This window comes from Pseudomonas deceptionensis (assembly GCF_900106095.1).
GTDB classification, from domain to species: Bacteria; Pseudomonadota; Gammaproteobacteria; order Pseudomonadales; family Pseudomonadaceae; genus Aquipseudomonas; species Aquipseudomonas deceptionensis.
Window position 1 is genome coordinate 3,901,497 of sequence record NZ_FNUD01000002.1, and the last position, 26,883, is coordinate 3,928,379.

Here is a 26,883-nt window from a genome sequence, read left to right on the forward strand (position 1 = left end):
GACCTCTGAGTACGTACCGCTACGAAATGTGTCCGCGATTCCTTTCGGTAACGGGCCCTGATTCATAGGCCCAAACTCGGTAATTACCTTAGTTGTTGCTTTTGCACCATTTTATTCGTGCTCTCGTCTAGAGTAGACAAATCCACTAATCGGATCTAAATCTCGCTTAGCACCCGCTGCATGCACGCACTGGATATCAATTTTGTTGATCGCCTGCTCTTTCCCTCCCAGTGCATCTAAATTTGTAGCTACAACCTCCAGGCTCTCCAAATCAAAGTCTGTTGGCTGACGATCAAGATAGTATCGAATTAGCACAAAACCACTATCATGATATCCGACGGCGATGGCTCTAATATTAGTGTATATCTCGCCAAGTAGTGCAATGCGGAAGCACGCCACGAGCCAATCCGGCAATTTTGTCGCGAATAGCATCTCAGTTCCTCGCATCTGGAACAATATGGGCACCATTTTTCCCATAGTGGACTTGACCTTTGGTTACAGGCTGCCCTGTCCGCCCGTCAATACCTACCGGTCTTCCAAAATCCACAATTGGGTTACCACGAGCCCCGGTACCAATAATCGGATATTTACCACTGTGGACTCCACCTAAAAGTTCAGCCGGGTCGACGCCATTGTTAAAAAAACTACGTCCTTCCTCAAAGTTATTATGGCCTCTGATATGTTTCCCCTGCTGTCCTGCATGGATATTTGTCGGAAGATCGTTGGGAACAGGCAGTTTGCCTGTCGCTTTTGCACCATTAACTCACAGAGGTAAGGCTCACCCCCTCACTGATCACTATTTCCTCTGGGATCTCATCATAGATAAAAAGTTCATCACCTAAGTTCAAAATGGATAGGCAAAAGCCGTTATCAAACGAGAGAGCAACGCCTATCACTACGTCTTCTGCTAAGGACTGCACAAGTGATGCTGACACTAACCTCCTTCCTACAACATCGGAGAAATAAAGCTCACCAGAAATACAAAAAACTTCTTGCCTACCGTATTCGCCTAGATCGCAGCTTGAAATCGGATTCAAAGAAAAACAGATAGACGCACCATCAGGCCCACCATAGAGTTTCCCAACTTCAGAAGTTTCAAATATAAGGCCAACCTCTTGAGGGGCAGAATCCCTCTCGGAAGAGAACACATGGAATAGAGCATTTACTGACAGTAGTTTCTTCCCGAGCACTGTTAACAGCCAGGCAATCATAAGTTCAGAAAAGTTCATTACCTGACGCCTCCCTTCAATGCGCTCTGTACAGATGGATTCTGAGTTACCCCATCCTTCAGGATAGTAACGAATGTTCCATCAGGCTTGGTAACAACCACATCATTACCCTTAACTCTGAAAAAAACATCACCCCGTGCGCCATTTGCTCCTTGCCCAGCAAAAGTCCCAGGGATTACTTTTTCAGGGTTACTCCCAACGTCATGAATTTTATCAAGTACCATTTTACGATCTGCTGGGCTAGCCGCGTTGCCGCCGAAATCTTCAACGTGCTTACCGAGCTTTTTACCTAGCTGCTTCGAATCTACCTTAAATGCTGCACCAGCACCTAAGCCACTTGCAGGAATAGATGTAGCACCAGGTTTCGGAAGAAGACCGGACACTTCCCCTTTTGCACCAACACCAGCAGCCTTCCCAGCCGCGACTTTAGCCAGAATCGCCTCAACAACCACCTTAGCGCCCTGACCTGCAGGCATCAACAGCATAGCAGCATCGAGTTCGGGCGCGATTGTTGTGATCCCTTTCCCTGCCAAATCCGACAAACGCTGGGTCGCCGCTTTTATACTTGATTCAGAGCTCGATAGCTGACCAATCTCCTTCGAGTGTTCCCCGGTTTGCTCCTGACCGTACTGCCGCCACTGGTCATACACCACTCCTTGGCCGTGTAAAACCGACGTATTGAACAGCGTAGAATCATTGAACTGCTTTTCGGTTGCTCTGAACGCGAAGACTTTCTCGCCATTCGCAATGATTTGGCTTCCATCACTCCAATTCAAAGGGATTTTCTGTGCCGCCAACTGGGCAACAATGCCTTTGGCAACACTCAAGTCATCGGTAAAATTTCGGGACTCGGGATCATTACCTTTTGATTGCAATACCAACCCGTTCAAACGTGCTTCGTCGGCAGCATCCACGGCGCCACCAGCAGCAATCATCAACAAATCTAACCAAAGAGCACTAGACCTAGGCATTCCTAAGGTTTTGTATAGCTCTTCAGCCTTTTTCTCCAGAACTGGAACTTCTTGTTGCTTGTGCAACTGCCGATTAAAAGCCTCAACTCCAAATCCAGCCCCTCCAGCGACAACCGCACCGCCTGCACCATTAACAGATCCGGCCGCAGTTCCAACTCCAGTCGCAATCAATGAAGCGACTACATCCTGTTCCTTTTTTGACAACCCACTGCCAGCCAGTGCTTGACCAATGGACGGCATCAAAGCCGCTGACGCCACAGCCCCCAACGCCCCGCTTTGCGCACTACCGCTCGACAAACCAATCGCCGCACCTGCCAAGGCATGCAGCAAAATGCGTGCTGCACCACCTTCACCCCAGGCAGCCTTGACCGCACTGTCAGTGGCCTTATCTCGTTGTTCCGTCGCGAAATCGCCGATTTTGTTGAATATTTCATTGGACGACGTGTTAGCAACAATCCCAACAGCGGTGCTCCCTGTTGCCCCGCCCAGGCCTGCAGCGATCAGGCCCGATGCGATATCAGCCATCAGCCGTTTATCGCCTCCGACCTGCCAGCTCTTGGCGTCTTCAAGTGCGATTACAGCCGCTTGTTTTTGCTCTGGGGTAGTCGCCTCATTGGCCAGCTTGGCGGCCGCGTCGGCCTTGGCTTTCGCCACGGTATTAATCACGCTGCTGGACAACTGCGCCGAGCTTTGAATGAGGTCAATACGTTCTTGCATGGCCTTTTCGTCAGGCCGATCCAGATGCTGATTGGCGTTGGCTGTATCGCGGTTCAGCCCTGCCAGATCATTGGCGCCATCAGGGTTACGTACGGTGATGGTGCCTTCGCTGATTGCGCTTCGAGTTTTACTCTTGTCGGAATCTTTGAGCAGCACCGGCATTGCGCCACCTACGCCCGAGCGGGCATCAACCCCTTCTCCTTCCATGGCCCCTGAATAGCTCAAACTCCCGGCCTGACTTTTTATTTCGCTTTTGTTTTTGATGTCACCGACCAATAGCCGATCAGTGCTGAGGTGGTTTTTGTCTGCCGTTGCATCGCTGGCAATCACAGCGCCTTGAAGCGTGGTGTTTTTACCGACATTGATGTCGTAACCACCTTTACCCGCAGACAGACCCGTTTGATCGGCCACTGCCTGATAATCGCTGTTCATTTTGCTTCCAGCGATGTTGACGGAGCCCGATACCGGGGCGCCTACACAGAAGGGTGGCACACAGATGCTCGCGCCCATGCCGCCGCTGGTTTGCTTGTTGTTCTGGCTGGCTTGATCCTGACGTGAGGCCATGTTCAGGTTGCCAGCGATATCAGCCTTAATGGCATCCGCCCGAACCTGAGCGCCAGCCAGCGTCGTGTTCTGACCGCTTTTGAGCACCAGAAGCCCAGTGTCTACCGTACTGTTGACCTGGTTGACTTCATGGCCTTTGCCCATGCCCTTGGCCACTTGTGCGCCAAGGTCGAGGGTGAAGCCTGATTGCTCGCCCAGATTGAAGCTGACGCCAATACTGGTTTTGTCGTTCTTACTCTGGTTGTCCCACTTTTTTCTCTCCTGGGCGCTTTCCAGAATGATGTCATTCTGCGCCATTAACAAGGTGTCACCGGCCTTGATACTGCTGCCAATTACGTGAATATCACCCTGGGTGTCTGGTGCATTGCCCGTAGCGACAATGGCCAGGCTGCCACCACTGTTGAGGGTTGATTGCTTGACGGTTTCGGTTCTGTAATCGCTGCTGCTTTTCTTGTTCGTTGAGGCCAACTCGGTGCCGATTTTAATCACCGAGCCGCCACTATTGGCGGGTTTACCTTCTGACACGCTAGCCGCACTGGTGTCCATGTTGTCGACTGCGCTGTAAGCCGAGAGCAGCGCTTGCGCTCCTTTGACTGCCTTGAGACGACTGTCGTCAGCCTCCTGCGAAGCCCTTATGTCGTTACGAATGCTGTTGACCGTATCGACCGCCATACCCCCTACTACCCGGCCAACGGCCAGGCTCTTGGAACTGTTTTTGGTGGTCTGATGCGCGGTTTCGTTACCGGCGGCGATGGTGACGTTGGAACCGCTCAGACTCATGTCCCTGGTGCTGACTACATCGCTGGCATACACAGTCAGCTCACGCCCGGCGACTAACGTCAGGTTGCCATTGCTGGAACCAATGGTGCTGCCAGTCAGGGTCGTCTCCTGAGCTGTACCGTTATGCTTTTGACTGCTGATAGACAGGTGCTGATTACCGGTAATGTCATCCAGCCCAAGGTTGTTTCCGGTCAGAACGCCTGTCAGGTCGCGTTTTTTCTCCTTGTGCATCTCGGTTCGGGAGAAAGTATTTACTGCTGCATCAACGGTCAGATCACGCCCGGCTTGAACAACCAGATCATCGGTACTGACCAGCGCCGAGCCTGTTACTTTGACGTCTATCCCGGCAGCCACGCTCACCGTGTCACCCGAAACCATGCTTCCCACAGATGTGGTGCTGGTTTCATTGACCTTGTCCTTAACCTTGCTTGAGTTCAGTCCACCCCAACTGCTTTTGCTTTTACTGGTCTCGAGTCTCGCACTGCTGGAATCGCTGACGGCAAGGATCTGGATATCGTTGCCCGCTATCAATTTGGCAGCACCTTTCTCGGCATTAACCCCGCTGCCTTGCATCAGTAAATCGTCGCCAGCCATCAATGTGCTGTTCCCAACCGAAGTAACCAGGCTGCCTACGTTGGTCTGGGTATCGGTTTCGTTAAGGCGATAGGATTTTCCGGATGAGCTTTTTTTGGTCTTGCTGTAGAAGCTGTAGTCCTGCTCTTCTGCAGATTTGAGTTCAAGATTCCCACCCGCAACCAGATAAGCCTCACCACCGGCCTCCACCCGGCTGGCAATCAGCGCCAAGTCCTGCCCGGCGCTCAACGTCACATCGCCTCCGGCCTTGACCGTGGTCGATACCTGGCTGACATGGTCGTCCCGGGTTTTGACTTTTTTGGTATTGAGTGAGCTGTGTTGCTCGTTCGCCGCCGAGGCCAGGGTCAGGTCACCGGTGGCGGCCATGGCGATGTCACGAGCGGCATGAATCTGGCTGGCGATGGCACTGATGTCGCGCGCAGCAACGATCTGGAAGTCTCGGCCCGCCTCGATGACCGAGCCGTATTGGGTGGTGCTGTCGCCACGGAACAATGTGCCGGCGATCTGGCTGTTGCGCTGTTCTGAGGCAACAAGGTTGACGTCACGACCCGCCTTGATGGTGGTGTCTGCGCCACTTTTGATCAGGCTACCGATACTGTTGACATCGCGCCCGGCTTGCAGGGACAGGCTGTTCGCCGCTTCGATGCGGGCGGCGTTGTCCACGAAGTCAGTACGTTCCGTGCGATAGCCATTACTGCTGTTATGGCTGGTGACGGTGCGTTCATTGAGCACATCACCGCCGCTGGCCGTCAGGCTGATGTCGCGCCCGGCAATGATGCCGCCTGCCTTGTTGGACAGGTTGTTGCCCGTCAGCAAGTCGAGGCGGTTGCCGGCATCAATCAGGCCGCTGTTTACGAGGTTGTTGCCCGCGCTGGCCAAGAGATTTTCGGTGGCGCGCAGGGTGCCAACGTTGTTGAGGTCTTTACCTGCGATCAGGTTGACGTCGTTACCGGCAATCAATGCGCCGTTGGGAGCGAGCCGATTGTTGGCCTGGGCCAGGTACAACACCGGAACCAGGACTTGCTGGTCATTGATCGTGGCGTTTTCGAGCCAGACAATGTCATGGGTCAGGGCAGCGACCTGTTCGCTTGTGAGGGTGATACCCACGGACAGGTTGAGCGCCTGTTTGCTGGCGATGGCGTTGTCCATCAGGTATTTGAACGTCGACGCGTCGCTGGTCTGGCCATCGATAAAGCGTTGGCCAGTACGGGCGATAACGGCTTGCTGGATCAGGCGTTGTTCATAGAAACCATCACCCAGACGTTTCTGGCTCTGGTCCGGGTCGTAGCCCAGTTTCGACAGCAAGTAATCCGACCCCATGAATTGCTTGAGATTGGTCAGTGCCGGATTGGTTTCGATCAGGTACTTGTGCGGACGGGAAGCCGTGTTTGCGTCAGGCAAGCCTTGTACGCGGTTGATGGTCTGGCCGTCGACTATGGTTGCTGAGCCTGCTATGGCCCCGAGGTCGACCGGGGGGGTGGGCGAGCGATCCACCGTGGTGACGCTGGAGCCGCCAAGGCTCCAGCTCTGCGGACCGTCGGTTGCAGGAGTGCTGCTGTCTTGTGCACTCAGACGGAACAGCCCGTTCTGGCCCTCAGGCAAGTTAAAACCGGGTAGCCCCACCGGATTGACTTGTTGTTGTGCCATATCAGGTGGCAACTGGGAGTTGATGTGAATCGGCGTTGAGTAGCCACTCCCTACGCCCGTTTCGGTTGGCGTGTGGCCGGCAGCAACGTAGGCGTAAAAAGGCCGAACAACGCTGTTGTTGATGTTCTGCCCGGCATTGAGGTTGACGCTGCCACCGGCCTGGATGATGGCGTCGTAGGACTGACCCTCGATGTTCCGGGTACTGGTGGTGTGCGAGAGTTTGCCGCCGCCCAACAGGCCAAGAAAGTAGCTCAGGTCTGCTTCAACAGTGGCCGAAGGCGTCGGGCTGTTCTTGGCATTGAAGTGGGCTGCCGCCGGAACTGCTGCAAAAATCTGTGTGACATAGTTCCAGTAAGTGCGGGTGGTCTTGATCTCCTGCCCTTGCACCCCCTGGTTGTTGATGGTGTCCGCGTTGGCGGTCAGGTTGCCTGTGGCAGCGATAGTACTGCTCTGGTTATTGAGTGTATGGGCGTTAATCTCTAGATCAGCGCCACTGCTCAGCATTGACGCAAGCGTGCTGCGGGTAATTTTCAGGCTGTCGATTTCATCAATTCGCCACAAGCCATTACGACGGCCGCCACTGCGGAAGTCACAGCCCGCGATGGGGATAGCATTGCAATCAAGCTCGGTAACGGTCACCGAGCTTTTTTCATGGGCCGAGTACTCAAGCACATCCCTGACGTTGTTGACGGTCATGGCGCTGATGGTGAGGTTCTTCGCGCTCTCGATATTGCCCGAGCGGTTATCCAGTAAATCGGCTTTGGTCTGGCCCGCGTCTCTGGCGATCAGTACATCACCCAGGGCATAGACCTGTGCATAGGCATTGGTGACGCTGGAAGCCAGCAACTGCATGTCGCCGCCGCTGAAAATCAGGCCATCTCGGTTGAGTAGTGTGTCGGTATTGACTGTCAGCCTGTTCCCCGCGCCCAAAGTGCCGGTATTGATCAAATCACTGGCAATCAGGTTCAGATCCGTCGCAGAGGTCAGGCGCCCGGCGCTGTTCAACTGCCCCGCCAAAGTGACCCGGGTATCACCACCACCGGCCAGAGTGGCGGCTTCGCTGAGGTTCAGGTGCGCAGCACCTAGGTCAAGTGTCCCAAGGCTGCTGATCCGGCCACTGGCCGAGTATGTACCATCGAGGTTCAGTCGCAGTTTGGCGTCACTGGCGAGCAAACCGTCGTTGGACCAATTTGCGCCAGTGCCGTCAAAGTGGTCGGAAGCGAGCAACTGGCCGCTGGCGGTTTGATTGAGACTATTGACGTTGACTGTCAGCCGCGCAGCCTGAATGACGCTGCTGTTGGTCCAGACATCCCGGTTGAGGGTCAAGCCGCCTCGGCTCACCAAACTGCCACCCACGTTGTCGAGGAGCGAGGGATCAATGGCGAAGGTGCCGCTGCCTGAATGCAGTACATTGCCGCCAGCGTTCTGGAAACTGCCCGCGAGCAACGTCAAGTCAGTGTTGGCACTCTCAAGGGTGCCGTTGCGGTTATCAAGCAACCCGCCGATCTGAAACAGGGTACTGCCGCTGGTTTCCAGCGTACGCACTTGCCCTGCCCGGTTATCCAAACTGGCGGCTCTGACATTGAGGGTGCTGGCACTTTCAATGATGCCTTTATGGTTGTTCAGGTCGCCGCTCAGATCGAAGCTGACTTGCTGTGCAGCCAAACGTCCGCCCACCTCGCCGCCGTTATCAAAGAAGTTGCCGGTAACGCTCAACGAGCTTTTGGCAAAGAGGCTACCGTCGCGATTATCGAAAGCGCCGGAGGCAATGAAGGTATCCCCCGTTAGCGCGGCGATACGCCCGCCAACGTTATCGACACTGCTCGCGATCAGATTCAGACGCTGGCCTTGGACAACACCAGCCAAACCGTTGCGCAGTACGCCGACTACGCGAACATCGAGGTCAGCCTTGAGGCTAGCCAGTTCGCCACTCCGGTTGTCCAGGTTGGCTGCTTTGAGGTGCAGATCACCGTTTTGGGCGATCAGTTTGCCGTTCTGGTTATCAAGATCATCGGCAATGTCCAGATCCAGGCGAGTCTTGCTTTGCACCTTGCCCTGAGCGTTGTCCAGGCGGTTCGCGGTGAGTTCCAGGTCGGCGTCCTGGCTGTAAATCAGGCCATCATCGCTGTTTTGCACCAGGCCACTGACGCTAATGTCTAACTTGCCATCTGCCGCGACTGTGCCGCGATTGCGGTTGTCCAGCCCAGCAGTCAACAGGGTCAGCAAGCTCCTGCTGACCAGTTCACCGCCCTGGTTGTCGATCTGCGCCGCCCTCTGGATCAGCAGCGGGCCGCCACTGGACAGTTTGCCGAGGGTGTTGGTCAAGGTGCCAGGCAGGTCGAGGGTTGTGGCGGTGGCTCCCTTGATGCTGCCAGCGCTGTTGTCGAGGTCATGCGCGCTCAGGTCTAGAGCCGCGCCACTGTCGATCACACCTCCCTGAGCATTGTTCAGCAAACCACTGACGTGAAGGGTTTGGGCGCCCGCACTGGTTAAATTGCCCTTATCGCTGTTGTCCAGATCGGCCGCTGTAATGGTCAGTTTTTTTTGACTGACCAAAGCACCTGTACCGCTGTTAAGGAGGCTGGAGCTGAGGTGTACGTCAAGGTTGCCGTAAAGGCTGGACAGCTTGCCGCTGTTTCGGTTGTCGAGCGTTGTACCGGTGACACTCAAGCCCTGCCAGCCGGAGATCAGCCCGCCCTGATTGAGCAGGCTGTCGCCATTGATGGCCAACAGGTTGTTGCTGATCAGCTTGCCGGTACTGTTATCGAGGTTGCGGCCACTCAGGCCAAGGCTTTGCGTCGTGGAAATTTCGCCGCCACCGTTGTTCAGGTCACGCAGATGCTTGAGGATCAAGGGACCTTTGGTGGTGATCAGGCCGCCAGCGTTGTTCAGGTCGCCCGTTGCGGCACCGAAGTCCAGTGTGATGGCCTTGCCCAGCAACGAACCCTTTTGGTTGTTCAACTCGCCACTGTTGGCCGTCAGGGTGTTGCCCGCTTCGATAACACCCTGCTGCCGGTTGCTCAGCAGGCCCTGAACATCCAGCTTCAGATCGCCAAGGCTGGCCAGGGAGCCGGAGCTGTTGTCGAGGTTTGCCGCTCGCCCATCCACCGTCGCAGCGGCGATCAGGCCTTTGATGTTGGTCAGCGCCTGAGTAATACGCAGAGTCAGCGCGTCATCACTCAGGAGCTGACCACTGCTGTTATCGAGGTTGTCCGCCATCAAGGCAAAGCCTTGGCGACTGGAGATTTCGCCACCCCGGTTATTGACGTCCTTGAGATTTTTCAGCACCAGCAGTGGCCCGTTGATCAGGCCGCCCTCGTTGTTGAGCTGACCGTTATTGAGGTCCAGGGTGAGTGCGGTATTACTGGTCAGTTGCCCGCCCTGCTGGCTCAGTCCCTTAATGCTGGCGGTCAGGGCTTTGGCGCTAACGATGCTGGCGTCACGGTTGTTCAATTCACCCGCCGTGATAGCAAGGGTATCGGCCGTATTGATGCTGCCGCCCTGGTTATTCAGCAGACCGGTAGTGATCTGTAGAGCCTGCCGGGCACTCAGGGTGCCCTTCTCGCTGTTATCGAGACTGGCGCTGCGCACGTCCAGACCGGCGTTGGTTACCAGGCTTCCTCCCCGGTTTTCCAGGGCACCTATGGTGGTGATACTGAGTGGGCCGCCAGTGGACAGGCTGCCCAGACGGTTAACCAGAGTCGCTGCCGAAATGCTTAACAAACCTTCAGTGCTGATCAGACCCTGGCTATTTTCTATACCTGCGCTGAAGGCAAGCCTGCTGTCTTTTTGGCTGGAGAGCTTGCCACCTCTATTGTCCAGACGATCACCGGTCAACGTCACGCCGGCCAGGCTCGTGACTTCGCCACCGCGGTTATCGATATCTGCCACATCAAGCCGCACCCCTTGGGTGCCGCCGACCAGACCGCTCTGGCGGTTATCCAGGGTGTTGCTGGCCAAGTGGACAACACCTTGGCCGATCAGTTGACCATTCTGGTTGTTGAGTCCCTGCACCTGAACCTTGAGGTTCTGTTTGCTGGAAATCTGGCCGCTGCTGTTGTCGAGGCTGGCGGCGGTGACATGTGCATTCCCGTCAGCCACCACCACACCACTCTGGTTTTGCACTGTGCCGTCAACGCTCAAACTCAGCGCACCAAAGGTATTGAGCATGCCATTGCGGTTATCCAGACTGCCGATCCGGGCGTCAATGCTGCTGGCTGAAACCAGGCCCTTGCTGTTAAGCAACCGATCGGCTTTGAGGTCGAGACTGCCGTTACTCAAAACCCGCCCTTTGTTCTGGTTATCCAGAGAGCCTGCGTGGATGCGGGCGAGTTGCCCGGCATTCAAGGTGCCGCCTTGGTTGTTCAGGGTTTTGGCATTGGTTGTCAGGGTACGGCTGGCGATGATGCTCGCGTTCGTGTTGGTCAGATTCTGCGCGGTGATGTGCACATCACCATCTGTATTGCGCGAACTGTCAGCGTTGACCCCGGCTTCGATGATGCCGTCGTTAGTCAGCTGGCCGCCGCTGCTCAGCGTAATGCTGTCCCGAGCGGCTAGGCTTTTTTGATTGTTCAATCCCGCAGTGGCTTGCACATCAAGGTGGGTTCCGGCGTAAACCATGCCTTGGGCATCGAGGCTCCCCGCTTTGATATTGACAGCACCACTGGCCGAAGCCTGAGCCATACTCAAATGCCCATTGGCATCAAGCTGAATATCGCCACCACTGGCCGCCAACGTACCGGCCAGCCTCACCCCGACACCGGCCTCGGTGCCCACCAGCTTGATTGCGCCCGCGTACATCCCGCCCAGGGCGCTGGAGTCAATTGCCAACTGCGGCCTGGCGCTGCCGTCATCAGCGCGCGAAATGGTTTTCAGGGTCTGAGCGTTGACATCATTACGACCGGCAATCACCGTCAAACTGCGCGCATTGATCTGAGCATTGATCTTCGCAGAGCGGGTAATGATGTCGAAGCGGTCGACGTTACTGGCGTTCAAGCCCTGCCCGTCGATGGTCACTGCGCCCCCATCGACCTGATAATGATCAAGACGACCATTATCAAAGACCGGTTTGCCCGTGCTGAGCGTGACGCTGGGAGTATTGATAAAACCACAACCATTACAGGTAATGCCGTACGGGTTGGCCACGATCACCTTGGCCGATTGCCCCGCAACTTCGGTGTAACCGCGCAACTGGCTGGGGCTGCCGCCGTTCACCTCGTTGAGGATTATGTTGGCAGCGTTGCCATGCAGGTTAGGGTTGCCGAGGATGATTCCGCCCAACTGGGTCGATTGCGTGCGGTCGATACCGTTGTTGAGGATCAGGCCATTGGCACCGACGTTGTAGTCACTGAACTGGTTGTGCGACAAGCCGCTGCCATTGGGTGCAGCAATATTGACGATGGGCACGCCATTGCCCGCTGCTTCCAGGCTTGTGCCTGGCCCGCTGACGACGATACCTTCGGCCTGCACCAGCAGTGGCTGCCAGAAAATTGCGTTGGCCAAAATAAAGGCCAGTCCACGTTTTGGCATTCCCAAGAATGACTCACGGAGTTGCATGGCCGCCGAAGGCTGGCGGGCCAAAAAGGCTAATAGACGGTCATCCATGTCAGTTTCTCGATGCAACAAGGCGTTGAATTACAGGAAGAAATCCATACGGAAATAGATCGGTGCTTCGCGCTCGGTGATCACATCCGGTCGTTCCAGAGAGTGGGCAAAGGTCACGCTGGCGCTGAGGTTGCGGCCACGGGCAAACAGCTCCAGCGAATTGCTGGAGACTCGACCACTTAGCTCCCGGCTGTAGCGACCGTGGCGTATCACTCCCTGGTCGTAGCCGAGGCTGGTGCCGTAATCGGTAAATACCGGGCGCAGCCAGTCCAGAGTTACCGGGCGCAACCAGCGCAGGTCGTTGCGCCAATAACCGCCGCTGTCGCCGGAAAGCTGTTGGTCCTTGTAACCACGCACCGAGGCTGAACCGCCCAAACTCATGCGTTGCGGGCTGAACAGCACATCCTCACTGCGTTGGCCGGTGGCCATGCTGGTAAAACTGAAGGACTCGCCCCATAGCTTGAGCGGATGCAAATAGCTGATGGTCGCGGTGTATTTGCGGTATCGGGCGTTTGGCATGCCCCGCTTGAGGTTGTGACTACCTTGAGCATCAAAGGCTCCGATGCCGTTTTGCATGCCGACATCCAGGTTGACGAAGGCATTGGCGATGCGCCGGCCGTGGTTGATGCCAACCTGAAATTCGCTGAGGCGGTGGCTGCTGTTGCGCAGTCGTGAATCTGTGATGTAGTTATTGGAGCGCATATGCGCCAGACCGGTATTGAGGGAGGTTTTACTCATCGCGTCGCGATGGACCACCCGCTCGGCACGCAGTTGATGGTTTGCACTGTCCCCGGATTGTTTAAAACCATGGCCGTTAAGTTGTACGACTGAACGGTAGCCACTCTGGCTATAGGTATAAGCGAAGTTCCACCAGCCCCATGGCAGGTTGTAATAAAGCATCGCGTTCTTTGAGGTTTTCAGGCGATCACTGAGCGCGTCATGCCCACCGCGCAGAACCAGTTGATCCGCAAGGCCTAACGGGCTGTCCCATTCAAAACCTGTACCCCACTGTTGCTCGCCGGTACTCTTTTGGCCGTCATTGTTACGCGACAGGCTAGCGCGCCAAAGCTGCTGCGGATCGTTCTTCACCAGCACGGTACTGCCGCCCACTTCACTGCCGGGGGCCAGTTCCATTTGTGCCTTGTTGGAAGGCAAGCGGTTGAGTTGATCAATCGCCTGCTCGATTTCTCGAAGATTAAGCTGACTGCCATCCTGTCCGGGAAAGACCATGGCCAATTCGCGATTCGACAGACCACTGTTGTCCGAGCTCTTGAAGCTTTCGAGCTTGCCTTCCACCACCAGCACTTGCAGATAACCTTTAGACAAGTCCTGTTGCGGCAGATAAGCGCGACTTGTGACCAGGCCCCTGTCGATGTACAGGTTAGTGATGGTTTTGAGTAATTCGTTAAGTTGCGCTACGCCAAGACACTGCCCGATGTAAGGCTTGAGCACACCCTCGCGCTCACCAGCGGACAGGCTGTCGGCGCCTTTGATTTCGATGGTTTTAACAGGAAAACAGCGGCTGCCTGTTGCGGCAACCGGGGTTGCGGGGGGCTCTTTTTTACCCGGTAACGCCTGGAGTTCTTCAAGTCGGCGCCGTTGTTCTTCAAGCAATCGCTCTTGGCGATCACGAATCAACTCTTGCTCACCCGGTGTCGGTAGCGGGGCCGCCACGGCAGAGCTCGGTCCCGCCAGGCAACCGAACAAAACCAAAGATAACAACCTCTTCCCAAGGAGAAATTTAAACATGCTGATTCCGTCCATGCCGCATTGACTTGGCTGTGAGCAAGCCAGTGCCTTTTTTGCGCTTTGCACGACCGCGCAGTTGCTGCGGTCCAGCGAGGGCGGAATCTTTTACTTTCTTGGTTAAAAAGTATTTAGGACCGTTCTGAAAGCAGGGACAGAATGTTCTTGCGGGTAATCCTTGGGTGATGCACTACACAATCAAAGACACCCGCAAAGCCACAGAGCTGACTCAAACCATGGCTGTTGCCCTGAATCGAAAATCAGAAACGAAAAAGCCCCGTTGCTTTTCAGCTACGGGGCTTTTCCTATGTGATTTTTCAGCTGTCGACCGGGCCAGCGTCATCAGCCAGCGTCCTGCATACGTCGTCTTTTTGGGGGGGGAGCCAGCCGATTTCAGAAGACGGAATTCAGTACAACTTTCCGTGGGCTGGAGGGAGATCTTGATGGAACTCCACAAACGAAAAAAGCGACCCTAAGGTCGCTTTTCACAGGCTTAAGGGAGCAACTGAAATTCAGTTGATGCCCTCATAACCATAATTTGGAGCGGGAAACGAGACTCGAACTCGCGACCCCGACCTTGGCAAGGTCGTGCTCTACCAACTGAGCTATTCCCGCGTCTTGGTGCTGGGCATTCTATAGGTTTAAAAGAATGCGTCAACCCCTTGATTCAAAAAGTTTTATTTATTTTACGGAGGTTGTCTTCAAATGCGGCCAGGCAGCCCGCAGGTACTGAAGCATCGACCATAAGGTCAACCCGGCGGCCACCAGCAACAGCCCATACCCCACCAAAACCCAGAAGCTGAAATCGGATGGGTTGGCCAGCAGGATGATCAGGGCCAGCATTTGCGCCGCGGTTTTCCATTTGCCCATGTTCGATACGGCAACCTGTGCTCGCGCACCCAGTTCTGCCATCCACTCGCGCAACGCGGAAATGACAATTTCACGGCCAATAATCACCGCTGCCGGCAAGGTCAACCACACATTGTGATGCTCTTGCACCAGCAAAACCAACGCCACGGCAACCATCAGCTTGTCAGCTACCGGGTCCAGAAAGGCGCCAAAAGGCGTACTTTGCTCCAGCCGTCTGGCCAGATACCCGTCAAGCCAGTCCGTCGCCGCCGCAAATGCGAAGACTGAGCTGGCGGCTACATAACTCCAGCTGTACGGCATGTAGAACAACAGAATGAAGAAAGGAATAAGTAGAACGCGTAGTACGGTGATCAAATTAGGGATATTCATCGGCACAACTGGCTACGAGGTGAGGTGGCATTCTACTCGCTGTGCAGGTTTGCATAAATCAACTCAGCGAGCTTTTTACTGATCCCGGGTGCTTTGGCGATCTCCTCGATGCTTGCACGAGACAGCTCCTGTAAGCCACCAAAATGTTTCAATAAATCTCGGCGACGGGTCGGCCCTACCCCTGCAATGCCTTCCAGGGTTGAGGTTCGACGGGTTTTGCCGCGGCGGGCGCGATGCCCGGTAATGGCAAAACGGTGAGCTTCGTCACGGATCTGCTGGATCAAATGCAGGGCCGGCGAGTCGCCTTTCAATGTGAATTCATGGGCCGCGTCATTCAAATAGAGGGTTTCAAAACCGGCTTTACGGGTCGCGCCCTTGGCGACACCAAGCAGAATCAGGTCGGGTACGGCCAGTTCATTGAGCACATCACGGGCCATTGAAAGCTGCCCCTTGCCCCCGTCTACCAGCAAGATGTCGGGCAACTTGCCCTCCCCCTCTTTAAGCCGGCTGAATCGGCGCATCAACGCCTGGTGCATGGCCGCATAGTCGTCGCCAGGGGTGACGCCCTCAATGTTAAAACGCCTGTAGTCCGACTTGATCGGACCTTCCGGGCCAAACACCACGCAGGACGCGACCGTTGCCTCGCCGCTGGAGTGGCTGATGTCGTAGCACTCCAGGCGCTGCGGAATCTCGTCGAGCTTCAATACTTGAGCCAGGGCCTCAAAGCGCGCCGCCACATGCAGACGGTTGGCCAGGCGAGCCCCCAGGGCCTGTTCGGCGTTGGTCACGGCCAACTGCTGCCATCGGGCCCGGGTGCCGCGCACCCGGTAGCTGATCGCCAGCTCACGGCCACGCAGCTCTTCGATGGCCTCGATAATGGCCCCGAAGCTCTCGTGTTCCACGTTGACGATCAGTTCGCTTGGCAGGTCGCGCTCGGGGCTGCTGATGTAGTACTGCCCGAGAAACGCCGCCATGACTTCGGCCACGTCTTCTTCGATACCGACCTGAGGGAAGAAGTTCTTGCTGCCCAACACCCGACCGCCGCGCACATTGATCAAATGCACACAGGCGCCGCCAGGGTTCACAAACGCAGCAATCACGTCCACGTCCCCCGTACCGCCTTCCATGCTTTGCTGGTCCTGTACCCGGCGCAGCAGGGAAATCTGGTCACGCACCTCTGCGGCACGTTCAAAGTCGAGGGTACTGGCGGCCTGCTCCATTGCACTGTTGAGCTCGTCGGTCAGCGCGCTACTGCGCCCCTCAAGGAACATGATCGAGTGACGTACGTCCTCGGCATACTCCTTTGGGTCAACAAGCCCGACACAGGGCGCTTTGCAGCGCTTGATCTGGTACTGCAAGCAAGGGCGCGTTCTGTTTTTGAAGTAGCTGTCTTCGCACTGACGCACCAGAAAAGTCTTCTGCAAGATGCTCAGACTTTCCCGAATTGCCCCTGCACTGGGGTAAGGCCCGAAGTATTTGCCTTTTTGCTTCTTGGCGCCGCGATGAATGCTCAGGCGCGGGTATTCACCGTCGGACAGAAACACATACGGATAGGACTTATCGTCGCGCAGCAGGATGTTGTACGGCGGGCGCCATTCCTTGATAAGCGTCTGTTCAAGCAACAGCGCTTCGGTTTCGTTGGCGGTAATGGTGGTTTCAATTTGCGCGATGCGGGCAACAAGCGCAGCCGTTTTGGGCGCCAGTCCGGTTTTGCGGAAGTAGCTGGCCAGGCGTTTTTTAAGGTGCTTGGCCTTGCCCACGTAAAGCAGCCGCGCATTGCTGTCGAACATGCGATACACGCCAGGCCGACCACTGCAGGTCGAAAGAAATGCACTTGCATCGAACACGTCAGTCATCGTCAACCAGCATCAACCATGCCGTGGCGAACAGCCAGCAAGGCCAGTTCAACATCACTTTTGACCGATAGCTTCTCGTAAATACGGTAGCGGTAGGTGTTGACCGTCTTGGGCGACAAGCACAGCTTGTCTGAAATGACCTGAACCTTCTGACAGCCGACAATCATCAACGCGATCTGGATTTCGCGCTCCGACAAGGCATCAAAGGGGGAATCACTGGCAGGCTGAAAGGACTTAAGCGCCAATTGCTGGGCGACCTGCGGGCTGATATAGCGCTGGCCGGCGAACACCAGGCGAATCGCCTGGACCATTTCAGCCAGCCCTGCGCCTTTGGTCATGTAGCCCGCAGCGCCCGCTTGCAGCAAACGCGTCGGGAAAGGATCCTCTTCGCACACGGTCACGGCGACCACCTTGATGTCCGGGTGGCTGCGCATCATCTTGCGAGTTGCCTCCAGGCCGCCGATGCCAGGCATTTTGACATCCATCAGGACTACATCCGGTTTCAACTCACGAGCCTTGAGCAGTGATTCCTCACCGGACTCGGCTTGACCGACCACTTGCAGACCCTCGATATCGGCCAGCATTCGTGTGATCCCTGTACGCACAAGATCGTGATCATCGACCACTAGAACCCGAATCAAGTCGACACCTCGCAAATTGGTCTTGTTTGATTGCCGACACCTTAGCAAAAACTCTTCAACCAACCTACCGACATGCGTCAACTATCCTCGTTAAAAAGTTAAATTCTGTAAAGGTTCATTCCTTGACCGGATCGAGTTTCTGAAGTCCAAGGCGCTCTTTTAACAATTGAGGCGCAGAGAACTCGGCCAGGGTCGTGGTCAACCGGCGGATCGCGGCCTGATCTTCCTTGTGCAGTACACGGAAGCTGATCAGGACCCTTTCTTCTATATGACTGAGGTTGTCGATCAATGTTGGCGTAGGGGTGCCCGTCAAGACATAAAGCACATCCACGCCACGCACTGCGACGCGGGAGAGGTAGTCGGCCTTCGGCGCACGATCGCCATTTTCATATTTGCCCTGGGCATTCGCCTCGACGCCACCAATTTCGCCAAAAGATTTCTGCGATAAACCTAATCGCTCTCTTTCCTGGCGCAAGCGCAAACCAATTCCACTCATTTGGATGTAGGATCCCATTTTAAACACCCGCAAGGATGGTATAATCCATGAATATTAAACAACTTTGAACGGTTTTGAACTATGACCGGAATTCGTACTGCCGCACAAGCCAAGGCTTGGCTGGAACACCAGGGAAAGTCCGTTCAAGAGTTCGCTCGGGAACATGGCGTCGACCCGGCTACCACTTATCAAGTGCTCGCCGGGCGCAAAAAAGGGAAGCGTGGTGAAGCCCACAAAGTAGCGGTTCTTCTGGGCATGAAGGACGGCATCATCGTCCCCCAGACCACACTTTCGGTAGACATGAAAGGTGAGGAGATCGTTTGAGTATGCACCTATTCGGTCGTGACTCCCGATTTAGTATTCAGACCGCTCTCCTCCATTGCTGCATGTACAGCTGCAGGGCCTGAAAGGCCGAAAACAGGGCTCCCCAGTGTTCGGGACGCCCCCGCAGAAATACCGCCCTCCTCTTATAAACGTACAGGCGATAGCCTTTACGGCCAGTCCGCATAGTATTTTTTTATTGAACAGGTGCATTCGCCTCGAGTAAGCTGCGATCCATCAATCGGAGACAACCCATGTTGCATCACGCCCCCACAGACATTTGCAAGACCGCACGCGATTCGCGTCTGGCTGCAGCTGTGTGCGCGAACAACATGCACTCCGTTGCACGATTTTATTTTGGGTATTGGTTTAGCCACTGGCGCGCCTGATACCCACACGGCGCCCACTACTTAGGGGTCGCCTACCAGAGAATTCTCACCCCCGGTCGGCTTCCCGATCGGGGGTTTTGTTTTTTCAGGCCCCGACAATTATCAATTTGAGGATTTACCCCATGAACTACGCCACTTATTACCGCTTCGACCTTTGCACTGCATGGCGATTTATCAGCCGCCGTTCGGGACAGCCTGCCGCCTCCGAACGGACCCACATTGGTGGCACGCAAGCACTCACAGCCAGTTTGGCCAATTGTCGAACACCCCAGTAGGGCTGAGCGCGCGGGAGAACCCGCCGCCTGCCCAGGAAGCACACACCATGAACGCATCCGTTTCAGCTCTGCCAGCCGTACACACTGCCACTACCAAGATTTCGACCCGTCGCCTGCCCAGCGCAGCGCAACTCAAACAGCAACTGCCCCTGAGCGACAAGCTTCGCGAACAGGTGAGCAGCCAGCGCCAGGCCATCCGCGCCATTCTGAACGGTGAAGACTCCCGTTTACTGGTTGTTGTCGGCCCCTGCTCTATCCACGACCCCCTCGCCGCACTTGAATACGCCAGCCATCTCGCTGCCCTGGCCCACGAAGTTCGCGACGACATGCTGCTGGTCATGCGTGCCTACATCGAAAAACCGCGCACCACGGTGGGCTGGAAAGGCCTGGCCTACGACCCGCACCTGGATGGCAGCGATGACATGGCCCATGGCTTGACCCTGTCACGCGAACTGATGCTGGAAATGCTGCGCATGGGCCTGCCCGTTGCAACCGAGTTGCTGCAACCCATTGCAGCCGGATACTTCGACGACCTGCTGGGCTGGGTGGCCATTGGTGCCCGCACCACCGAATCGCAAATCCACCGCGAAATGGCCAGCGGCCTTGATCTGCCGGTCGGGTTCAAAAACGGTACAGACGGCGGCGTCGCCATCGCCTGTGACGCCATGCGCTCTGCTGCACACAGCCATCGCCACTTCGGCGTGGATAGCCAGGGCCATCCGGCAATCGTTGAAACTCGCGGTAACCCCGACACCCATTTGGTTCTGCGCGGCGGCCACAGCGGCCCGAACTACGACCAAGCCAGTGTGGCCAAGGCCCGCGCCGGGCTGGAAAAGAGCGCCATCCCCGCGCGCTTGATGGTTGACTGCAGCCATGCCAACAGCGGCAAAGACCCGCTGCGCCAGCCGGATGTGTTCAACGATGTGCTTGCACAACGCCTGGCAGGTGATCATTCACTGATTGGCATGATGCTCGAAAGCCATCTATTCGAAGGCTGCCAGCCTCTGAGCGCGAACATGCGCTACGGCGTTTCCGTGACCGACGGCTGCCTGGGCTGGGATGCAACCGAGCGACTGCTTCGCAACGCAGCCCGCCAACTGCAAGCGCAGCGTTGTACTGCCCGCGCCATCGCCTGACAACCGCATTCGACAAACCTCAGCGCAATCCGGACAAAGCCCGCGGTTGCGCGAAGCCGATTTCGACTAAGGTGTTTTTATAGTTAAAAATACCCGGCGAGATTGATCATGGATGACTCTGCAAGTACGCAATACCCGATTTTATTGATACACGGCCTTTTTGGATTCGACCGTATTGGCTCCCACCAGTATTTCAATGGCATCAAGGAAGCGCTCAACTACCGTGGGGCCAGCGTTTATATTCCGTTTATTTCTGCAACCAATGGCAATGAAGAACGTGGCGTTCAGCTGCTCAAGCAAATTCTCGCCCTGCGCAAACAGACCGGCGCACGGCGGGTCAACCTGATAGGCCACAGCCAGGGCGCCCTGACTGCGCGCTATGTGGCAGCCATCGCCCCTGAAACCGTCGCCTCCGTAACGTCTGTCAGCGGCCCCAACCACGGTTCGGAACTGGCTGACCGCTTGCGTCAGGCCTTTGCCCCGGGAAAGTTCGGTGAAGCCGTCGCTGCGAGACTGACCACGGCATTCAGCGCATTCCTGTCAAACCTCAGCGGCCACCCGCACCTGTCCCAGCACGCACTGAACGCCCTCAATGCCTTGACCACCGAGGGCGTCGCGGCCTTCAACCTCAAATACCCCCAGGGCCTGCCTGAAACCTGGGGCGCGATGGGCCCCGAGCAGGTGGATGATGTTTTCTATTATTCTTGGAGCGGCATTATCAAAGGCTCACGGCTGTCGGAGTCATTGAACCTGCTCGACCCTCTGCACAACGCCTGCCGGGTATTCGGCAGCTTTTTTACCCGAGAGAGCAAAGAGAATGACGGAATGGTCGGGCGCTTCAGCTCGCACCTTGGTCATGTGATCCGCTCGGACTACCCCCTGGACCACCTTGACACCATCAACCAGATGGCACGCATGAGCAGAAAAACCGTCAATCCGGTCGAGCTTTATGTCGAACACGCCAAGCTTCTGAAAAATAAAGGTTTATAAAAACCGCCCGGTAGCACCCGGGCAGGCAGTGATCCGCCAGTCCGCAAAAACCCGAAACAGCACTTTTGCCGAGAAAAACCCTGATGAATCCGGTAGGCTCGGCACTTTCTTGAAAGGAGTACTCCCTCATGGCTAAAGCCACTGCCCGTCACATCCTGGTTGCCACCGAAGACAAGTGCAACGAACTGAAAGCCCAAATCGAAGGCGGCGCTGATTTCGCCGAAGTTGCCAAGGCAAACTCTTCTTGCCCATCCAGCCGTCAGGGCGGCGACCTGGGTTCTTTCGGTCCAGGCCAGATGGTTAAAGAATTCGACACCGTCGTTTTCAGCGCGCCAATCAACGTGGTACAGGGCCCGGTTAAAACCCAGTTCGGCTACCACCTGCTGGAAGTCACCAGCCGCCAGGACTAATCCTCCCCGCGCTGCGTGAAAACGGCCCACCTTTTGGTGGGCCGTTTCGTATCCGCAATTGCAAACCACGTGCTACGTTTCCTCAGTCACGAACCCATCGTACTGAGGAATGGATATGAGCCTTAAGGGTAAAACCGCTCTGGTTACCGGTTCCACCAGCGGCATCGGCCTGGGCATCGCCCAAAGCCTGGCCCGGTCTGGCGCCGACTTGATACTTAACGGCTTTGGCGATGCCAGCAAAGTCATTGCCGAGATCGAACAGTTCGGTGTCAAAGTTGGCCATCACCCTGCCGATGTCAGCGACCCGGCCCAGATCGCCGACATGATCAGCTATGCCGAGCGTGAATTTGGCGGCATCGACATTCTGGTCAACAATGCCGGCATCCAGCATGTAGCCAGTGTTGAGGAGTTCCCTGTAGAGCGCTGGGACTCCATTATCGCGATCAACCTGTCCAGCGTGTTCCACAGCACCCGCCTGACCCTGCCCGGCATGCGCAAGCGCGGCTGGGGGCGCATCGTCAATATCGCGTCGGTTCACGGGCTGGTGGGTTCGGTGGGCAAAGCCGCGTATGTGGCAGCCAAGCACGGTGTGATCGGGCTGACCAAAGTCGTCGGCCTGGAAACCGCCACCAGCAATATCACCTGCAACGCCATCTGCCCCGGCTGGGTGCTTACACCACTGGTGCAAAAACAGATTGATCAGCGTATCAGCCAGGGCATTGACCCCTATCAGGCGCAGCACGATCTGCTGGCCGAAAAACAACCCTCCCTGGAGTTCGTAACCCCGCCACAACTGGGCGAGCTGGTGCTGTTCTTATGCAGCGAGGCAGGTAGCCAGGTGCGCGGCGCCGCATGGAATGTGGACGGCGGTTGGCTGGCGCAATAAGTTCGCGCATTCCTGCATGCCATACATGCAAATATGCACACCAACCCTGCACTTATCAGGGTTGTAATGGGCAAATTTGCACTGTTAGCATCAGTTATCGTTCGCCCGTGAACACCCACTAAAAATAATATAAAGCAGGGAGTTAGTGATGACTGCTCAGGTTTCCTCCTCACCGACACCGGATGTCGCACTTATTCAGGACTCGGTTCTGGCCGAGGTCCGCAACCATGTTGGCCACCTGACCCTGAACCGGCCAAGCGGCCTCAATGCCATCAACCTGGAGATGGTTCGCAGCCTGCAGCAGCATCTCGATACCTGGGCCACAGACCCTCAGGTCAAGGCCGTGGTGCTGCGCGGCGCCGGGGAAAAAGCCTTCTGCGCCGGCGGTGATATCCGCTCGCTGTATGACAGCTATCAAAACAACGACACCCTGCACACCGCGTTCTTCGAAGAGGAATACGCCCTCGACCTGACCCTGCACCGCTACGCCAAACCCGTGATCGCCCTGATGGACGGCTTCGTGCTGGGCGGCGGCATGGGGCTGGTGCAAGGTGCAAATCTGCGTCTGGTCACTGAACGCAGCAAGCTGGCAATGCCGGAAGTGGCAATCGGTTACTTCCCTGACGTTGGCGGCAGCTACTTCCTGACCCGCACACCCGGCCAACTGGGCACCTACCTGGGTGTCAGCGGCGTGCAGATCCGCGCCAGCGATGCGCTGTATTGCGGGCTGGCCGACGGCTATCTGGACAGCAGCAAACTGCCTGAACTGGACCAGTGCCTCGACACCCTCAAATGGCAAAATGCTCCCATTGATGACCTGACCACGCTGATTGCTTCGTTCGCAGTCACTGTATTGCCCGACCCGCCACTGGCAAAGCTGCGACCCCTGATCGACAGCGTTTTCTCCCAGGTCGACATGCCACGCATCGTCGCCCACCTGCGTGCCGTCTGCGACCCGAACACCCGCGAATGGGCCCACGAAACCGCTGACCTGCTGCAAACCCGCTCACCACTGGCAATGGCTGTGACCCTGCAAATACTGCGTCATGGCCGCGAGCTGAGCCTTGAACAGTGCTTCGCCCTGGAACTGCACCTGGACCGCCAGTGGTTTGACCGTGGCGACCTGATGGAAGGCGTTCGCGCACTGATTATCGACAAGGACAAAACCCCGCACTGGAACCCGCCCAGCCTGGACGCGCTCGACCCGGCCCATGTCGCCAGTTTCTTCACCGACTTCAACGCGAAGGGAGCCTGAGCCATGCAAGACATCGAACTGAGCGAAGAACAAGTGATGATCCGCGACATGGCCCGCGACTTCGCGCGCCGCGAGATCGCCCCCCATGCCCAGGCCTGGGAAAAAGCCGGCTGGATCGACGACGCACTGGTGGCCAAGCTGGGCGAACTTGGCCTGCTGGGCATGGTGGTGCCTGAGGAGTGGGGTGGCACCTACGTCGACTACGTGGCCTACGCCCTGGCCGTGGAAGAAATTTCCGCCGGTGATGGCGCCACAGGCGCGCTGATGAGCATCCATAACTCGGTCGGTTGCGGGCCTATCCTCAAGTACGGCAGCGAGGATCAGAAACAAACCTGGCTGGCAGAGCTTGCCAGCGGCCAGACCATCGCCTGCTTCTGCCTGACCGAGCCTCAGGCGGGCTCTGAAGCCCACAACCTGCGTACTCGGGCCGAACTGCGTGACGGGCAATGGGTGATCAACGGCGCCAAACAGTTTGTCAGCAATGGCAAACGCGCCAAGCTGGCCATCGTGTTTGCGGTGACCGACCCCAACCTGGGCAAAAAAGGCATTTCGGCGTTTTTGGTGCCCACCGCCACCCCCGGGTTTATCGTCGACCGCACCGAACACAAAATGGGCATCCGTGCCTCGGACACCTGCGCCGTCACACTGAGCAACTGCACCGTGCCTGAAGCCAACATGCTGGGTGAGCGCGGCAAAGGGCTGGCTATCGCCCTGTCCAACCTGGAAGGCGGACGCATCGGCATTGCCGCTCAAGCACTGGGGATCGCACGTGCGGCCTTCGAAGCGGCACTGGGTTATGCCCGTGACCGGGTGCAATTTGATAAAGCGATCATCGAACACCAGAGCATCGCCAACATGCTGGCCGACATGCAAACCCGGATCAATGCTACCCGCCTGCTGATCCTGCATGCAGCGCGCCTGCGCACCGCGGGCAAATCCTGCCTCTCAGAAGCTTCGCAAGCCAAGCTGTTTGCTTCGGAAATGGCCGAGTATGTGTGCTCCAAGGCCATCCAGATCCACGGCGGCTATGGCTACCTTGAAGACTATCCGGTGGAGCGCTACTACCGGGATGCGCGGATCACCCAGATCTATGAAGGCTCGAGCGAGATTCAGCGAATGGTGATTGCGCGGGAGTTGAAGAATTATCTGATCTGAACAAGCGCCCCTCACCACGCCTCCCCTGCTGGAGAGGCGTGGTGAGGGGCTTTGAGCTTTAACGGTTTTTAAACTCGGCCTCGCGCTTGCCAACAAATGCGGCCATGCCTTCTTTCTGGTCATGGGTCGCGAACAGGCCATGGAACACCCGACGCTCAAAACGCACGCCTTCAGCCAGGTTGACTTCAAAGGCACGGTTGACGCACTCCTTGGTCAGCATCAGCACCGGCAGGGATTTTTTGGCAATCGTTGCCGCCACTTTCAGCGCTTCTTCCAGCAGTTCATCCACCGGTACCACGCGTGCCACCAGACCCGAACGTTCTGCCTCTTCTGCCCCGATCAAGCGCCCGCTCAGGCACATTTCCATGGCCTTGGCCTTGCCCACGGCGCGGGTCAGGCGCTGGGTACCGCCCATGCCCGGCAGCACGCCGAGGTTGATTTCCGGCTGGCCGAATTTGGCGTTGTCACCGGCCAGAATGAAGTCGCACATCATCGCCAGTTCACAGCCGCCGCCCAGGGCAAAACCTGCCACCGCAGCAATGATCGGCTTGCGCCGGGTGGCCACGCGGTCGCTGTCCGAGAACAGGTCGTCCAGGTAGATTTGCGGGTAGGTCAGGTCGGCCATTTCCTTGATGTCCGCACCGGCGGCAAAGGATTTTTTCGAACCGGTGATCACGATGCAGCCAATCGCGCTATCGGCTTCCAGCGTGTCCAGCGCCTGGTTCACTTCGCGGATCAACTGCGCATTCAGGGCGTTCAGCGCCTGGGGGCGGTTCAGGGTGATCAGGCCCACGTGCCCATGAATGTCCAACAGAATGGTTTCGTAGCTCATCGATAAGGTCCTCAGTTCAAAGATTGCGCGAAATGACCATGCGCTGGATATCGCTGGTGCCTTCGTAGATCTGGCACACCCGCACATCGCGGTAGATACGCTCCAGCGGGAAGTCGCTCAAGTAGCCATAACCGCCCAGGGTTTGCAACGCTTTGGAGCACACCCGCTCGGCCATTTCCGAAGCAAACAGCTTGGCCTGCGAGGCCTCGACCAGCGCCGACTGACCGCTATCACGAAGGGCCGCGGCGTAACGCACCATCTGCCGGGCAACGGCGATTTCAGTCGACATGTCAGCCAAACGAAACGCCACCGCCTGATGCTCAACCAATGGCTGCCCAAAGGTCACACGCTCGCGGGCATAGTCGCGGGCGGCCTCGAATGCAGCGCGGGCCATGCCCACCGCCTGGGAGGCGATACCAATGCGCCCGCCTTCCAGATTGCCCAGGGCGATTTTATAGCCCTGGCCCTCTTCACCCAGACGGTTGGCCACCGGCACTTTCAGGTCGGTAAACAGAATCTGGCAGGTGTCCGAGGCGTGCTGCCCCAGTTTGTCTTCAACCCGGGCCACGCTGTAACCCGGTGAATCCGTGGGTACGATAAACGCCGTGATCCCGCGTTTACCCGCTGCCGGGTCGGTCACGGCGAACACAATCACAACCCCGGCGTTTTGCCCCGAGGTGATGAACTGCTTGCAGCCGTTGAGCACGTAATAATCGCCTTCACGGCGGGCCCGGGTTTTCAGGTCGCTGGCATCGGAGCCGGCCTGCGGTTCCGTCAGGGCAAACGCGCCCAGCATCGCGCCGCTGGCCAGAGGCACCAGAAACTCGCGTTTTTGCTGCTCGGTGCCGAACTTGAGAATCGGCACGCAGCCCACCGAGTTGTGCACGCTCATGATCGTGGAGCACGAACCGTCGCCGGCGGCAATTTCTTCCAGGGCCATTGCGTAGGCCTGATAGCCCGTGTCGCAACCGCCCCACTCCTCAGGCACCAACATGCCGAAAAACCCCAGTTGCGCCATCTCGTCAATGGCCTCGCGGGGGAAACGGTGCTGCTTGTCCCATTCAGCCGCAAAGGGCTTCAAACGTTCCTGGGCAAACTGCCGGGCCGCTTCACTGATTTGTAATTGTTCGGGTGTGGGCAGCATATGAAA

General features: G+C 56.8%; 18 protein-coding genes and 1 tRNA gene. 7 read left to right on the top strand and 12 right to left on the bottom strand.

Going from position 1 to position 26,883, the window contains the following annotated elements; translation table 11 throughout:
* Positions 1–111: 111 nt before the first annotated feature.
* From BLW11_RS17945 to BLW11_RS17990, 10 genes are all read right to left on the bottom strand, one after another.
* Positions 112–477: a MafI2 family immunity protein gene (locus tag BLW11_RS17945; RefSeq protein ID WP_241486167.1), complete on the bottom strand. Its 366-nt coding sequence runs from the start codon at positions 475–477 to the stop codon at positions 112–114.
* Positions 434–736 carry a polymorphic toxin type 50 domain-containing protein gene (locus BLW11_RS24310; RefSeq protein ID WP_082136273.1) on the bottom strand — a complete coding sequence of 101 codons (303 nt, stop codon included), beginning with the start codon at positions 734–736 and terminating at the stop codon, positions 434–436. Before BLW11_RS24310 ends, BLW11_RS17945 begins: the two co-directional genes overlap by 44 nt.
* Before the next feature lie 22 nt (positions 737–758).
* Positions 759–1,229, bottom strand: coding sequence for a hypothetical protein (locus tag BLW11_RS17955; RefSeq protein ID WP_048361489.1), 471 nt, complete (start codon positions 1,227–1,229; stop codon positions 759–761).
* Positions 1,229–12,106: a two-partner secretion domain-containing protein gene (locus BLW11_RS17960; RefSeq protein WP_053069572.1), complete on the bottom strand. Its 10,878-nt coding sequence runs from the start codon at positions 12,104–12,106 to the stop codon at positions 1,229–1,231. The genes BLW11_RS17955 and BLW11_RS17960 overlap by 1 nt, the downstream gene beginning before the upstream one ends.
* A 30-nt stretch (positions 12,107–12,136) precedes the next feature.
* Entirely contained in the window at positions 12,137–13,855 is a 1,719-nt protein-coding gene (locus BLW11_RS17965) for a ShlB/FhaC/HecB family hemolysin secretion/activation protein (protein WP_048361488.1), read from the bottom strand.
* A gap of 536 nt (positions 13,856–14,391) precedes the next feature.
* Positions 14,392–14,467, bottom strand: a tRNA-Gly gene (locus BLW11_RS17970).
* 66 nt (positions 14,468–14,533) lie between these two features.
* A complete protein-coding gene (gene pgsA, locus BLW11_RS17975) occupies positions 14,534–15,091 on the bottom strand; it encodes a CDP-diacylglycerol--glycerol-3-phosphate 3-phosphatidyltransferase (protein WP_048361487.1) in 558 nt (185 codons plus the stop codon).
* Between the two features lie 32 nt (positions 15,092–15,123).
* Positions 15,124–16,947 (bottom strand): excinuclease ABC subunit UvrC, encoded by a 1,824-nt coding sequence (uvrC, locus tag BLW11_RS17980; RefSeq protein WP_048361486.1) that lies wholly within the window; start codon positions 16,945–16,947, stop codon positions 15,124–15,126.
* Between the two features lie 2 nt (positions 16,948–16,949).
* Positions 16,950–17,588, bottom strand: a complete 639-nt coding sequence (gacA, locus tag BLW11_RS17985; RefSeq protein WP_019826343.1) for a response regulator transcription factor GacA — start codon at positions 17,586–17,588, stop codon at positions 16,950–16,952.
* A gap of 115 nt (positions 17,589–17,703) precedes the next feature.
* A complete protein-coding gene (locus BLW11_RS17990; protein ID WP_048361808.1) occupies positions 17,704–18,084 on the bottom strand; it encodes a helix-turn-helix domain-containing protein in 381 nt (126 codons plus the stop codon).
* Between the two features lie 81 nt (positions 18,085–18,165).
* Here BLW11_RS17990 and BLW11_RS17995 point away from each other — a divergent pair, with 81 nt between their 5' ends.
* The 7 genes from BLW11_RS17995 to BLW11_RS18025 all read left to right on the top strand — a co-directional run bounded on the left by BLW11_RS17995 (position 18,166) and on the right by BLW11_RS18025 (position 24,901).
* Positions 18,166–18,408, top strand: coding sequence for a DNA-binding protein (locus BLW11_RS17995; RefSeq protein WP_048361485.1), 243 nt, complete (start codon positions 18,166–18,168; stop codon positions 18,406–18,408).
* Positions 18,409–19,116: 708 nt separating this feature from the next.
* On the top strand, positions 19,117–20,205 hold the full coding sequence (locus tag BLW11_RS18000; protein ID WP_048361484.1) for a 3-deoxy-7-phosphoheptulonate synthase: 1,089 nt from the start codon (positions 19,117–19,119) through the stop codon (positions 20,203–20,205).
* Positions 20,206–20,313: 108 nt separating this feature from the next.
* Positions 20,314–21,195: a lipase family alpha/beta hydrolase gene (locus tag BLW11_RS18005; RefSeq protein ID WP_048361483.1), complete on the top strand. Its 882-nt coding sequence runs from the start codon at positions 20,314–20,316 to the stop codon at positions 21,193–21,195.
* Positions 21,196–21,323: 128 nt separating this feature from the next.
* Positions 21,324–21,605 carry a peptidylprolyl isomerase gene (locus BLW11_RS18010; protein ID WP_016781241.1) on the top strand — a complete coding sequence of 94 codons (282 nt, stop codon included), beginning with the start codon at positions 21,324–21,326 and terminating at the stop codon, positions 21,603–21,605.
* A 115-nt stretch (positions 21,606–21,720) separates the two neighbouring features.
* Positions 21,721–22,491: a 3-hydroxybutyrate dehydrogenase gene (gene hbdH, locus BLW11_RS18015; RefSeq protein ID WP_048361482.1), complete on the top strand. Its 771-nt coding sequence runs from the start codon at positions 21,721–21,723 to the stop codon at positions 22,489–22,491.
* Positions 22,492–22,639: 148 nt separating this feature from the next.
* Complete coding sequence (locus tag BLW11_RS18020; protein ID WP_048361481.1) at positions 22,640–23,746, top strand: enoyl-CoA hydratase/isomerase family protein; 1,107 nt, start codon at positions 22,640–22,642, stop codon at positions 23,744–23,746.
* Positions 23,747–23,749: 3 nt separating this feature from the next.
* The gene (locus BLW11_RS18025; protein ID WP_048361480.1) at positions 23,750–24,901 is read left to right on the top strand and encodes an acyl-CoA dehydrogenase family protein; all 1,152 of its coding nucleotides are present in this window, start codon (positions 23,750–23,752) and stop codon (positions 24,899–24,901) included.
* Positions 24,902–24,959: 58 nt separating this feature from the next.
* Here the strand turns inward: BLW11_RS18025 and BLW11_RS18030 are convergent, their stop codons facing one another.
* Entirely contained in the window at positions 24,960–25,733 is a 774-nt protein-coding gene (locus BLW11_RS18030; protein WP_048361479.1) for an enoyl-CoA hydratase, read from the bottom strand.
* Between the two features lie 16 nt (positions 25,734–25,749).
* Positions 25,750–26,877 carry an acyl-CoA dehydrogenase gene (locus BLW11_RS18035; RefSeq protein WP_048361478.1) on the bottom strand — a complete coding sequence of 376 codons (1,128 nt, stop codon included), beginning with the start codon at positions 26,875–26,877 and terminating at the stop codon, positions 25,750–25,752.
* Positions 26,878–26,883 lie beyond the last annotated feature (6 nt).